Origin of the sequence: Achromobacter sp. JUb104, from assembly GCF_024806975.1 — a bacterium.
Lineage (GTDB): Bacteria > Pseudomonadota > Gammaproteobacteria > Burkholderiales > Burkholderiaceae_B > Achromobacter > Achromobacter spanius.
In genome coordinates this window covers 1,810,392-1,822,648 of sequence record NZ_JANUEY010000002.1, presented here as the reverse complement: position 1 = coordinate 1,822,648, position 12,257 = coordinate 1,810,392, and the positions used below count along the sequence as shown (strand labels likewise).

General features: G+C 64.0%; 10 protein-coding genes. 8 read left to right on the top strand and 2 right to left on the bottom strand.

The window, feature by feature from the left end:
* Positions 1 to 100: 100 nt before the first annotated feature.
* The gene (gene rpoN / locus M2361_RS20170; RefSeq protein WP_259251423.1) at positions 101 to 1,546 is read right to left on the bottom strand and encodes an RNA polymerase factor sigma-54; all 1,446 of its coding nucleotides are present in this window, start codon (positions 1,544 to 1,546) and stop codon (positions 101 to 103) included.
* Here rpoN and M2361_RS20165 point away from each other — a divergent pair.
* Positions 1,545 to 2,177 carry a hypothetical protein gene (locus M2361_RS20165; RefSeq protein WP_259251422.1) on the top strand — a complete coding sequence of 211 codons (633 nt, stop codon included), beginning with the start codon at positions 1,545 to 1,547 and terminating at the stop codon, positions 2,175 to 2,177. The two genes, rpoN and M2361_RS20165, sit on opposite strands and share 2 nt — an antisense overlap.
* A gap of 359 nt (positions 2,178 to 2,536) precedes the next feature.
* On the top strand, positions 2,537 to 4,255 hold the full coding sequence (leuA, locus tag M2361_RS20160; RefSeq protein WP_259251421.1) for a 2-isopropylmalate synthase: 1,719 nt from the start codon (positions 2,537 to 2,539) through the stop codon (positions 4,253 to 4,255).
* 183 nt (positions 4,256 to 4,438) lie between these two features.
* On the opposite strand, the gene M2361_RS20155 is transcribed toward leuA, so the two are convergent.
* Positions 4,439 to 5,767: an amidase gene (locus M2361_RS20155; RefSeq protein ID WP_259251420.1), complete on the bottom strand. Its 1,329-nt coding sequence runs from the start codon at positions 5,765 to 5,767 to the stop codon at positions 4,439 to 4,441.
* Positions 5,768 to 6,097: 330 nt separating this feature from the next.
* Between M2361_RS20155 and M2361_RS20150 the strand changes: the two genes are divergently transcribed.
* The 6 genes from M2361_RS20150 (at position 6,098) to M2361_RS20125 (ending at position 12,167) form a co-directional block, all read left to right on the top strand.
* Positions 6,098 to 7,111 (top strand): substrate-binding domain-containing protein, encoded by a 1,014-nt coding sequence (locus M2361_RS20150; protein WP_259251419.1) that lies wholly within the window; start codon positions 6,098 to 6,100, stop codon positions 7,109 to 7,111.
* A gap of 52 nt (positions 7,112 to 7,163) precedes the next feature.
* On the top strand, positions 7,164 to 7,961 hold the full coding sequence (locus tag M2361_RS20145; RefSeq protein WP_259251417.1) for a phosphodiesterase: 798 nt from the start codon (positions 7,164 to 7,166) through the stop codon (positions 7,959 to 7,961).
* 135 nt (positions 7,962 to 8,096) lie between these two features.
* The gene (locus M2361_RS20140; RefSeq protein ID WP_259251416.1) at positions 8,097 to 9,152 is read left to right on the top strand and encodes an ABC transporter ATP-binding protein; all 1,056 of its coding nucleotides are present in this window, start codon (positions 8,097 to 8,099) and stop codon (positions 9,150 to 9,152) included.
* 33 nt (positions 9,153 to 9,185) lie between these two features.
* Positions 9,186 to 10,481 carry an ABC transporter substrate-binding protein gene (locus M2361_RS20135; protein WP_259251415.1) on the top strand — a complete coding sequence of 432 codons (1,296 nt, stop codon included), beginning with the start codon at positions 9,186 to 9,188 and terminating at the stop codon, positions 10,479 to 10,481.
* A gap of 13 nt (positions 10,482 to 10,494) precedes the next feature.
* The gene (locus tag M2361_RS20130; RefSeq protein ID WP_100853584.1) at positions 10,495 to 11,370 is read left to right on the top strand and encodes a carbohydrate ABC transporter permease; all 876 of its coding nucleotides are present in this window, start codon (positions 10,495 to 10,497) and stop codon (positions 11,368 to 11,370) included.
* A complete protein-coding gene (locus M2361_RS20125; RefSeq protein WP_100853585.1) occupies positions 11,367 to 12,167 on the top strand; it encodes a carbohydrate ABC transporter permease in 801 nt (266 codons plus the stop codon). The genes M2361_RS20130 and M2361_RS20125 overlap by 4 nt, the downstream gene beginning before the upstream one ends.
* Positions 12,168 to 12,257 lie beyond the last annotated feature (90 nt).

Here is a 12,257-nt window from a genome sequence, read left to right as displayed (position 1 = left end):
TTCGGCGAATGACAAGCCCCGTCCACAAAAAAAGTTGTAGCGGAATTGTCACGCAAGCCCTTGAAACATAGGACGAATCCGCGCGGAATCGTCCCCTATTTCAACGCGCGCTGGCCTGCGCCTTGCGCAGCGTGGCGGGGGCAATCCGCAGTGCTTCGCGGTACTTTGCCACCGTCCGACGGGCGATGACTATCCCCTGATCGGCCAATTTCTGCATGATCTGGCTATCGGACAAGGGCTTGGCGCGGTTCTCTTCGGCCACCATTTGGCGGATGAAGGTCTGCACCGCCGTGGCGGAAGTCGCATCGCCGCCGTCGGTGGACACGCCCGTGCCGAAGAAGCGCTTGAGCTCCAGCGTGCCGAACGGAGTGAGCATGTACTTCTGTGTTGTGGCCCGTGAAATGGTCGATTCGTGCAAACCGAGTTCGCCAGCAATGTCTTTCAGGATCAACGGACGCATGGCTGACGGCCCCTGGCTGAAGAACGCGGTCTGGCGTTCCACGATCGCCTGGGCAACCCGCAGGATCGTGTCAAAGCGCTGCTCCACGTTGCGGATCATCCATCTGGCTTGCTGCAATTGGGTCTGCAGGCCCGCGTGCGCGGATTCCTTCTGATTGCCCAACATCTGCGCATACAGGCCGTTGATCTGCAACCGGGGCACCGCAGCGCTATTGAGGGTGACTTGCCAGCCGCGCCGGGTCTTGCGCACGATGACGTCCGGCACGGCGTAATCGGCTGCCGGCACCGTCCAGGCCCGCCCGGGGCGGGGTTCTAGCCGCAGAATCAGGGAATGGGCGGCGCGAAAGGTCGCCTCGTCACAGCCCACCGCAGCGCACAGACGCGCGGCGTTGCCCGTCGCCAGCACGGGTAGATGCTGTGCGCAGATTGCGCGAGCGCACGCCAGGACCGCCGGGTCAGCCGCTTCCGGCAACCGGGACAGGTCGGGGTGGCGCAACTGCAACACCAGGCAGTCGGCCATGTCGCGCGCACCGATGCCGGGGGGATCGAACGACTGCAATAAAGACAGCGCGGCGCGCAATTCGTCCAGGTCCGGCTCCATGTCGGCGGGCAGCCAGGTCAGGATTTCCTCAAGCGGCGACCCCAGGTATCCGTTTTCGTCCAGCTCGTCGATCAGCAGCGCGGCCAACGCAGCGTCGCGCGGGGCGGCCCGCGTCAACATCAATTGGCCCAGCAGGTGCTCACGCAGGGTGTCAGGGCGCGCCGCCTCGGGCAGGCCGGAGTCATCATCCGAATACACCCCGCCCGAGCCGGGCATTTCGTCCACGGGCGTCTCGCGCTCCACCGCGGGTTCATCGTCCTGCACGGAGGATTCGCGCTCGGATTCGGCTTGCGCCTCGGCGGCGGGGGTGTCGTCTTCCCGCTCCAGCAGGGGATTGTCCGCGAGCACTTGCGAGATCTCGGCCTCAAGGTCGAGCGTGGACAACTGCAACAATCGTATCGATTGTTGTAGCTGAGGGGTCAGCGTCAAATGCTGGCCAGGTCGCAGTTCTAAAATTGGACGGGTCATAGGTACAATATTTTGCATGATGAATCTGACTTCGCCCGCAAGCGTTCGCCAGGACAGCCGACTTATCGGCCAGACCCTGCTCAAACTGGCGCTACCCCGAATCGTTGTGCGCGCGATAGTCATCGCCGTCGCCGTCGTCCTCTGGTATCTGATTGCCTCGTGGATACTGGATTTCGGCAAGCGCATGAACTACGACTTCCTGCATACCCTGGGCCAACCCACCCAGGACATGGCGCAGAAGGTCAATCCTTACATCTGGTGGGTCGTCGCCGGTATCTGGACCCTGATCGTCTTCTTCTCCGTGCGGGCCTGGTTTTCGGCCAGCCTGGCCTCGGGCGCCGCGACGCCGGTAGGCCCCGACGTTCTGGCCGACCTGGCCCCCAATCTGACTGAAGAATCGCTGGGCGTGCTGCGCTGGACCTGGGGCGACCGCCAGGAACCCTTCACTGTAGGCGACTTGCGCCGCGCATTGTCTGAAATTCGCCACAATCGCATCGGCAAGATCGCCATGGTGGCGGAACAGGCGCAAATTCTGGACGGATCGGCCAGCCTGCCAGCCCGGGATCCGCGCGATGACGGCCGTCGCGAACCGCGCGGCGACGCGCGCACCGAACGCTACGTCGAACCGCGTATCGGCCCGGCGCGCTGACCCCCAACCTGGCAGTTTCTGTTTGCGCTTGTCGAAAAAGTATGTTTGACTAGCACCCTATGGCCGCTTACCGCACCCTCCCCGCGATTGCCACCGGACGCTTCGCCGCTCCGGTCGCCGGCCTGCGCGCTCGCTCCTCCTTCGCCGCCGCGCTATCGCTATACCTACCGATCGGTTGCCGGGCCTAGTGTCCCCGTGGTAGCTCGGCAGCCACGTTTGCCACACGCGATTTCCCCCATTTATTTGTGAATCCTGCCGGTTAATCACGGCAACCCCTGGCGCAAGACCGTCATCCGGTCACAGGCGCCGACGAGACTCAGTGCTCACGGGATTCAAAAGATACCGATCGAGGTGTAGTAATGATGCTTGCCAACCCCGCCACCAAATACGTCCCCTTCGCGCCCTTTACCCGCGACTTCTCCGAGCGCACCTGGCCCAGCCGCCGCATCACCAAGGCGCCGATCTGGATGAGCACCGACTTGCGCGACGGCAACCAGGCATTGATCGAACCGATGAGCGTCGAGCGCAAGCTCCGCTTCTTCGAACAACTGGTGAAGATCGGCTTCAAGGAAATTGAAGTGGGTTTCCCGTCCGCTTCGCAGACCGACTTCGATTTCGTGCGCAAGCTCATCGACGAAAAGCGCATCCCCGATGACGTCACCATCATCGTATTGACGCAGTCCCGTGAAGACCTGATCAGCCGCACCGTGGAAGCCGCCGCGGGCGCCAAGCAAGCCATCGTCCACATGTACAACGCCTGCGCGCCGGCCTTCCGCAAGGTCGTGTTCAACATGTCCAAGGACGAGATCAAGGGCATCGCCACCACCGGCACGCGCCTGATCAAGCAATACACCTCGCAGCGCCCCGAAACCAAATGGAGCTACGAGTATTCGCCCGAAGTGTTCAGCACCACCGAACCCGAATTCGCGTTGGAAGTCTCGGATGCCGTGGCCGATGTCTGGCAGCCCACGCCCGACCACAAGATGGTGTTGAACTTGCCCGCCACCATCGAAGCCACCAGCCCCAACCTGTACGCCGACCAGATCGAATGGATGCACAAGAACCTGGCGCGCCGCGACAGCATCGTCCTTAGCGTGCACCCGCACAACGATCGCGGCACGGCAGTCGCGGCCGCTGAATTTGCCGTGATGGCCGGCGCCGACCGTATCGAAGGCTGCCTGTTCGGCAGCGGCGAACGCACCGGCAACGTCGACCTCGTCACGCTTGCCTTGAACCTGTACACGCAAGGCGTGCATCCGGGCCTGGACTTCTCCGACATCGACGAAGTGCGCCGCTGCGCTGAATACTGCAACCAATTGCCGGTGCACCCGCGTCACCCGTACGCGGGTGATCTGGTCTTCACGGCGTTCTCGGGTTCGCACCAGGACGCCATCAAGAAGGGCTTTGCGCTGCAACAGGCCGACGCTGTCTGGGAAGTGCCGTACTTGCCGATCGACCCCGCCGACCTTGGCCGCAGCTACGACGCCGTGATCCGTGTGAACAGCCAGTCCGGCAAGGGTGGCGTGTCGTACCTGCTTGAACAGGAACACGGCCTGGTCTTGCCGCGCCGCCTGCAAATTGAATTCAGCCGCGCCATCCAGCGCGTCACGGATGAGACCGGCAGCGAAGTCACCGCCGACGATGTGCACACCATCTTCAACCGCGAATACCTTGAGCAAAAGACGCCGTGGAAGCTGATCCGCCACCGCATCGACGGCAACCCGTCGGCCGGCGAAGGCCAGCACTTCAGCATCGAAGCCGAACTTGAATACAACGGCGAACGCCGCATCGTGACGGGCAAGGGTGATGGCGCCATCTCGGCCTTCGTTGCCGCGCTGGACGTGCCCGTGCGCATCATGGACTACCACGAGCACGCCATCGGCACCGGCACCGACACGCGCGCCGCTTCCTACGTGGAATTGCGCGTCGGCGAATCCAGCACTGGCTTTGGCGTGGGCATCGACCGCGACATCGTGACCGCTTCGTTCCAGGCCGTGCTGAGCGCCGTCAACCGCCACATCAACGCGGGCGCCGTGGCGTCCGCTGAGCAGGAAGCCGCAGAAGCCGAATCCGCGTGATCCGCGCATTCCGCTTGCGACGCGCACTCCGTTTGCGCAACCTGAACTGAACGCCCACAGCCAGCCCGAAACATGGGCTGGCCGCCACCCAAAGACACACCTCTCTTTGGCGCACCCGGCAAAACAAAAGCCCGCCTTATCGGCGGGCTTTCTGCTTTCTGCACAACGCTATCCCGATAGCGTTCAGCCACGCGGCCACATGTCGGAGGCGCCGATGTCGGTGTCATTGGCCTCAAGCAGCCGCTCATGGACCCAGGCGCCAATTGCCAGCGCGCGGTAGTCGTCGTAGCGTTGCCCGATCAACTGCAACCCCACGGGCAGGCCTTGCGGGCCTGTGGCGAAGGGCAGGTTCAAGCAGGGCAGGCCGAACAGGGTCCAGGGCCGCGAGAACTGCGGGTCACCGGTGCCCAGGTCGGCAAACGGCGCTTCACCGGCAGCGCTGGGCGCCAGCACCACGTCGTAGTCCTCGAACCAACCATTCACACGGGCACGCGACTCTTCAGCCCGAGCCAGATTCTTGATGTGTTGTTCCGCCGTAATCTGCGACCCCGCCTCAAGCACCGCCTGAATCTTGGGGCTGAGCTGGCCGGCATGTTGCAGGCGTTCGTAAGCCAGCGACTGCGAGGCCTCAAACGCCATGATGTCGGCGTGAAGTTGCACCAGCATGCAATCCTGCGCGGGCAGCGGCACCTCTTGCACCACGGCGCCCGCGCGCGACAGCGTGGCCGCGGCCTGCGCAAAGGCTTCCTTGGTTTCGGCCTGCGCATGCCGCCATTGCAGCGTGCGGCACATGCCGATGCGCGGCTTGGCGTCGTAGGACAGGTTCAGCATGCGCGCATCGCGCATCATGACCGAGGCGAACAGCGCCACGTCCGGCACCGAGCGCGCGAACCCGCCGACGGTGTCCAGCGATTCGGCCAGGCTTTTCACCCCCGCGCGCGGAATCGCCCCGAACGTGGGCTTGAAGCCCACGATGCCGCAGTACGAGGCCGGACGGATGATCGAGCCCGCCGTTTGCGACCCCAGCGCGAAGGGCACCATGTCGTCGGCGACGGCGGCCGCCGAACCGCTGGACGAGCCGCCCGGCGTATAGGCTTCGTTGCGCGGGTTGCGCGTGGGGCCAGCCTGGTAGGTGGCGAATTCCGTGGTGACGGTCTTGCCCACAACAACAGCGCCCGCGCCACGGCAAAGCGCCACTGACGCGGCGTCAAGGCCGGGGCGGTGGCGTTCGTAAATGGGCGAACCATAGCGGGTGGGCAGGTCGACGGTGTCGAACAAGTCTTTCACACCGATGGGCAGGCCGTGCAGCGGGCCGCGCAGGGCGCCTTCATCCAGGGCCTGGGCGTGGTCCAGCGCCGCCTGCTTTTGCAGCGCCGTCCAGGCATGAATGATGTTCTCACGCTGCTCGATACGGGCAAAGCACGCCCGCACCAGTTGCACCGCGGTTAACTCGCGCCGTTGCAGCTTGCGCGCGGCTTCAAGCGCGCCAAGTCTGTTCAAGGCAATAGACATTTTCTTTTTCCTCTATCCCGGCGCCACGCATTGCGTGGCGGCTGAAGCGCACCCGGTCCCCTTGACCGAGGGGTCAGTCCTTGCTTGCCGCGCGGCATTATCGCCACGCGGATTCAGCGGACCGATCCCAGCCATTGTGCGCGCCGCGTCAATTGGGAAAAACCCAAAAACACCGAAAAAACACCGTGTTTTCCCGAGTCATTCGTCTGCGCCGCGCCCTGGCTTTATGTTGTTGCGTTCGCACCAGCATAGCGCAAACCCGTGCAACACAAAGGTCATATTTGTCTTGTAAGATGAAATCGTTTTCAGCAAATTGACAGTCATCAAGATATGGCCACGCGCCCGTCGCCCCGCTTTTCCATTATTGAAGTGGCCCGCAAGGCAGGCGTTTCGCCGGCGACGGTTTCGCGCGCGTTCAACCAGCCCGAGATCGTGCATCCCGACACGCTGGCCCATATCCGCAACGTGGCCAAGCGCGCCGGCTTCAGGCCCAACCGCGTGGGCCGCAGCCTGCGGTCGGGCAGCACCCGCACCATCGGCTTGATTCTGCCCACCTTGTCCAACCCCGTCTTTGCCGAATGCTTCGAAGGCGCGGAACGGCGGGCGCGCGAATCCGGCTACAGCGTCATGCTGACCGCCACCGGCTATGACCCCGCCGTTGAATCGGCAGCGGTGCAAGGCTTGATGGATCACCAGGTGGATGGCTTGATTCTGACCGTTGCCGACGTAAACAAAAGCGCCACACTGGACGATCTGGACAGCGCGGGCATGCCCTATGTGCTGGTCTACAACGAGTCGTCCACCCACCCGTTCGCTTCTGTCGACAATCGCGCCGCTGCCAGCGACATGGTGGCGCACCTGGCCGCGCTGGGGCACCGCCGCATTGCGCTGGTGACTGGCCCCTTGACGGCGTCCGACCGCGCACGACGCCGCCTGATGGGCGCGCGCGCCTGCGCCAAGAAACTGAATCTGGACACCGTGCAGCACATCGCCATGAGCTCGCATACCGGCAGCGACGCCGACGTGCTCAAGGCGGCGCTGCGCGGCAAGCAGGCGCCCACCGCGCTGTTCTGCTCGAACGATTTGCTGGCCACCGCCGTCATCGCCGACTTGGTTGCGCTGGGGTTGCGCGTACCCACGGACATTTCGGTTTGCGGCTTTGACGGCATGCGCTTTGGCGCCTTGTTGACCCCACCGCTGACCACCGTGGCGCAACCCAGCGATGGCATCGGGCAGACGGCGTGCTCGAACCTGCTGGCGCAGATTCACGGCCAGCCCCCGCAATCGAATCGCCTGCCGCATTGCATCGTGGTCGGTGGTACCGCGGCGTCCGTGCGTCGTTGACCGCGGACCGTATTCCGCTGCTTTCATCCAACTCCAACATTCCGTACGCATCATGCTCATCGCACAAATCACCGACCTGCACATGCGCACCCCGGGCGACAAGGCCTACGGCGTCATCGACCCGGCGGCGTTCCTGGCGCCCGCCGTGCGCGCGCTGAACGCGCTGACGCCGCGCCCCGATTGCGTGCTGATCACAGGCGACCTGACCGACCTGGGCCGCCCGCATGAATACCAGGTGCTGCGCGACCACTTGAGCGCGCTGGAGATTCCGTATTTTCTGCTGCCGGGCAACCATGACGATCGTGCGGAGCTGCGCGCTGCGTTTCCCGATCATCACTATCTGCAAGGCGGCGGCCCGTTCATCCAGTACGCGATCGAAACGTATCCGCTGCGCTTGCTGGCGCTGGACACCGTGGTGCCGATGAAAAGCCATGGCGAGCTTTGCCAGGACCGCCTGGACTGGCTGGCGGCGCGCCTGGCGGAACAACCCGACCGCCCCACGCTGGTGTTGATGCACCATCCGCCGTTCCTGACCGGCATTGAGCACATGGACGCCATCGGCTTGCTGGCGGGCGCCCCGGAACTGGAACGCATCGTGTCGCGCTTTCCCAAGGTAGAGCGCGTGCTGTGCGGCCATTTGCACCGCACGATCTTCCAGCGCTTCGGCGGCACGATCGCCTCAACCTGCCCCGGCACCGCGCATCAGTTGGCGCTGGAGCTTGGTCCCCGCCCGACACTGCAATACATCATGGAACCGCCGGGCTACCAATTGCATTGGTGGCAGGGCGCGAACCTGGTCACGCATCACGCCGTTATCGGGGAATACCCCGGCCCGTATCCCTTTGCATGAGCGCTGCGCCCGACACGCAAAGCGCAGTTTGAAGCCGTAGAGCTTGCCACGAATCCGTCATGTTTGCGCTGCACAATGAAAAGGTTTTCATAACAGGCAACAATGCGGATCTAACAATTAGATCTTCGAGACAGCATGTCATCCATCGTTCTGGATAACCTCACCAAACAGTACGGCAACGCCGCCGCCATCCACGGCGTGAGCTTCACGGTGCCGGCAGGCAGCTTCACCGTGCTGCTGGGCCCGTCGGGCTGCGGCAAGTCGACCACCTTGCGCATGATTGCCGGGCTGGACACGCCCACGTCGGGCACCATCCGCATCGGCGACCGCGACGTGACGCAACTGCCGCCCGCCAAGCGCCGCATCTCGATGGTGTTTCAGTCATACGCGCTGTTTCCGCACTTGTCCGTGCGCGAGAACATCCTGTTCGGCTTGAAGGTGCGCAAGGAACCCGCGCGCGATTTCGATCGCCGCTTGCAGCGCGTGGCCGCGTTGCTGGGCCTGGCCCATCTGCTGGACCGCAAGCCGTCGCAGTTGTCGGGAGGGCAGCAACAGCGCGTGGCGCTGGGGCGTGCCGTGATTTCCGAAGCGCCCGTGTGCCTGATGGACGAACCGCTGTCCAACCTGGACGCGCAACTGCGCCACGAGATGCGCCGCGAGATCCGCGCGTTGCAGCAGAACCTGGGCATCACCATGGTGTACGTGACGCACGACCAGACCGAGGCCATGAGCATGGCCGACCAGGTGGTGCTGTTGCGCGGCGGCCAGATCGAACAACACGACACGCCTGACGGCCTGTACGCGCGCCCGGCCAGCGAATTCGCGGCCCGCTTCATCGGCACCCCGCCCATGAACCTGATCGCGCTGACCAGCCAGCAGGGTTCGACGGTGATCGCCGGCACGCAGGGCCCAGCCATCGCGAACGCGCCAGCGGGCGCGGTCAAGCTGGGCGTGCGCCCGGAACACATCCGCATCGACAGCGCGGGCATACCCGCCATTGTCGAAAGCGTCGAGTACTTCGGCGCGGACTCCATCGTGGTGTGCCGCGTTGGAGACACCAGTGGCGTGGCCGTGCGGGTTGGCGGCCATCTGCGCGCCCGCGCCGGCGAGGCCTTGGGCCTGAGCTGGCCGAACGAGCAACAGCATTTCTTTGCCGCCGACTCGGCGGTCATCAACACCGTCGGGCGCTGAAAGACGCCCAATCCACAGGAAAGGAAACGCACCATGCGACGCATCGTACTGAAGACCCTGGCCGCCAGCCTGGCCGCCGCCTGCCTGTCCCTGCCGGCACAGGCGCAGAACAAGCCTGTTGAAGTCGAGTTCTACTATCCGGTGGCCGTGGGCGGCCCCATCACCAAGATCGTCGACGACATGGTGGCGGACTTCCAGAAGGAAAACCCCGACATCAAGATCAAGCCCATCTACGCCGGCTCGTACCAGGATTCCATCGCCAAGGCGCTGACGGCGCTCAAGGGCGGCACGCCGCCGCAACTGGCCGTGCTGTTGTCGACCGACATGTTCACCCTGATCGACGAAGACGCCATCGTGCCGATCGATTCGCTGGCCAAGTCCGATGCCGACAAGAAGTGGCTGGGCAGCTTCTATGACGCCTTCATGCAGAACAGCCGCACGGGCGGCCACACCTGGGGCGTGCCGTTCCAGCGTTCGACCATCGTCATGTACTACAACAAGGACCTGTTCAAGGCCGCCGGGCTGGATCCCGAACGCGCGCCGGCCACCTGGGCCGAACTGGTTGAGTACGGCAAGAAACTGACCAAGCAGGACGCCTCGGGCAACACCACGCAGTGGGGCATCGAAATTCCGTCGGGCGGCGCGTTCGCCTACTGGCTGTTCCAGGCGCTGACCACGCCCAACGGCGCCATCCTGATGAACGAGGCCGGCAACGAGGTCTACCTGGACAAGCCGGCGGTGGTGGAAGCCGCCCAGTTCTGGCGCGACCTGTCCGCCAAGCACAAGATCATGCCCACGGGCACGATCGACTGGGGCACCACGCCGAAGGACTTCCTGGAGAAGAAGGCGGCCATGGTCTGGACCACCACCGGCAACCTCACCAACATCCGCAAGAATGCCGATTTCCCGTTCGGCGTGGCCATGATGCCGAAGCAAAAGCGCGGCGGCAGCCCGACGGGCGGCGGCAACTTCTACATCTTCAAGAGCGGTACACCGGCGCAGCAACAAGCCGCGCTGAAGTTCGCGCAGTGGGTCACCACGCCGGAACGCGCGGCTGACTGGAGCATCGCCACGGGCTACGTCGCCGTGACGCCGGCCGCCTGGCAGACCGAGAAGATGAAGAAGTACGCACAGGAAGTGCCGGCCGCGGCGGTCGCGCGCGACCAGTTGGAAGTCAGCGTGGCGGAATTCTCCACGCATGAGAACCAGCGCGTTACCAAGACCCTGAACGATGCCTTGCAAGCCGCGCTGATTGGGTCGAAGACGCCGCAGCAGGCGCTGACCGACGCACAGCGCGAGGCCGATCGCATCCTGCGTTCCTACAAGTAAACCGACAAGCACGATGAGCCGCTCTTTACATGCGCTTTATGGCTGGCTGCTGTTGCTGCCAGCCATCGTGCTGCTCGCCGCCTTCACGCATTACCCGGCGGTGGCGACGCTTTGGCACAGCTTTTTCTCTACCCCCAAGGGCGCGCGTCCGGCGCGCTTCGTGGGGCTGGAGAACTACGCCGTCATGCGCGACGATCCGGTGTTCTGGCAGTCGCTATGGAACAACCTGTGGTTTGCGCTGGGCACGATCCCCACGTCCATCGGCATTGCGCTGATCATGGCGCTGTGGGTAAACCGCAATCTGAGCGGCCGCGGCTTTCTGCGCATGGCCTACTTCACGCCGACGGTGCTGCCGATGGTGGCGGTGGCCAACATCTGGCTGTTCTTCTACACGCCGCAATACGGCTTGATTGCGCAGGTGATGGGCTGGTTCGGTGCGCCCGGCCCCAACTGGCTGGGTAGCAGCGCAACCGCCTTGCCGGCGCTGATGCTGGTGACGGTGTGGAAAGAGGCCGGCTTCTTCATGATCTTCTACCTGGCCGCCTTGCAGACCGTGTCACCGTCGCTGCGCGAGGCCGCCATGCTGGAAGGTGCATCGCGCTGGCAGTATTTCCGCCGCATCCTGTGGCCGCTCTTGATGCCCACCACGCTGTTCGTGCTGATCAATGCGCTGATCAACGCTTTCCGTCTGGTGGACCATGTTGTGGTCATGACGCGCGGCGGGCCGGACAACGCCAGCACCTTGCTGCTGTACTACATCTACCAGGTGGGGTTCAGTTTCTGGGACACGGCTTACGCCGCCACGCTGACCGTCGTGTTGCTGGTGGTACTGGCGCTGACCGCGCTGTTCAAGTTCCGCTGGCTGGATCGCAGGACGCACTATCAATGAAAGACAAGCTAGATACCCTGGGCGCCTGGGCGCTAGGCCTGTTGTGGATTCTGCCGCTGGCCTACGCGATGTGGGCGGCCTTCCACCCGCCCGCCTACGCGACCCGCTTCGAGCTGTTCGCGCCGTTGACGCTGGATAACTTCGTGCGCGCCTGGCATGCGGCGCCGTTTCCGCGCTACTTCCTGAACACCTTCATGCTGGTCACGATGGTGCTGGCGGCCCAACTGGTGCTGTCCACGCTGGCGGGCTACGCCTTCGCGCGCTTCGAATTTCGCGGCCGCGATTTCGTCTTCATGCTGGTGCTGTTGCAGTTGATGATCATGCCGGACGTGCTGCTGGTGGAGAACTACCGTTCGATGAGCCAACTGGGCATCCGCGACACGGTGTTCGCCATCGGGTTGCCGTACTTCGCGTCGGCATTCGGCATCTTCCTGCTACGCCAGACCTTCAAGACCGTGCCGCGCGAACTGGAGGAAGCGGCGCGCATGGAAGGCGCCAACGCCATGCAGATTCTGTGGAAGGTGTACGTGCCGCTGGCCAAGCCGATCTATGTGGCCTATGGGCTGGTGTCGGTCAGCCACCACTGGAACAACTTCCTGTGGCCGCTGATCATCACCAATTCGGTCGAGTCCCGGCCGCTGACCGTGGGCTTGCAGGTGTTCTCGTCCACCGACCAGGGCATCGACTGGTCGGTCATTACCGCCGCCACCCTGATGTCCGCCGCGCCGCTGCTGATCGCTTTCCTGCTGTTCCAGCGGCAGTTCGTGCAGTCGTTCATGCGGGCGGGGATTCGCTAGGTTTTCCTGCTGCCGCGTTACGCGCGGACGCCGCCCAAAACAAATCCCCGCCTTGCGAGCGGGGATTTTCACGTGTGCCGCGCCGGTGCC

What these genes read in the sequence shown, in the direction of transcription:
- rpoN (WP_259251423.1), bottom strand. Translation starts at nt 1,546, where the DNA reads ATGCAAAATATTGTACCTATGACCCGTCCAATTTTAGAACTGCGACCT.
- M2361_RS20145 (WP_259251417.1), top strand. Translation starts at nt 7,164, where the DNA reads ATGCTCATCGCACAAATCACCGACCTGCACATGCGCACCCCGGGCGAC.
- M2361_RS20150 (WP_259251419.1), top strand. Translation starts at nt 6,098, where the DNA reads ATGGCCACGCGCCCGTCGCCCCGCTTTTCCATTATTGAAGTGGCCCGC.
- M2361_RS20125 (WP_100853585.1), top strand. Translation starts at nt 11,367, where the DNA reads ATGAAAGACAAGCTAGATACCCTGGGCGCCTGGGCGCTAGGCCTGTTG.
- M2361_RS20130 (WP_100853584.1), top strand. Translation starts at nt 10,495, where the DNA reads ATGAGCCGCTCTTTACATGCGCTTTATGGCTGGCTGCTGTTGCTGCCA.
- M2361_RS20135 (WP_259251415.1), top strand. Translation starts at nt 9,186, where the DNA reads ATGCGACGCATCGTACTGAAGACCCTGGCCGCCAGCCTGGCCGCCGCC.
- M2361_RS20155 (WP_259251420.1), bottom strand. Translation starts at nt 5,767, where the DNA reads ATGTCTATTGCCTTGAACAGACTTGGCGCGCTTGAAGCCGCGCGCAAG.
- M2361_RS20140 (WP_259251416.1), top strand. Translation starts at nt 8,097, where the DNA reads ATGTCATCCATCGTTCTGGATAACCTCACCAAACAGTACGGCAACGCC.
- leuA (WP_259251421.1), top strand. Translation starts at nt 2,537, where the DNA reads ATGATGCTTGCCAACCCCGCCACCAAATACGTCCCCTTCGCGCCCTTT.
- M2361_RS20165 (WP_259251422.1), top strand. Translation starts at nt 1,545, where the DNA reads ATGATGAATCTGACTTCGCCCGCAAGCGTTCGCCAGGACAGCCGACTT.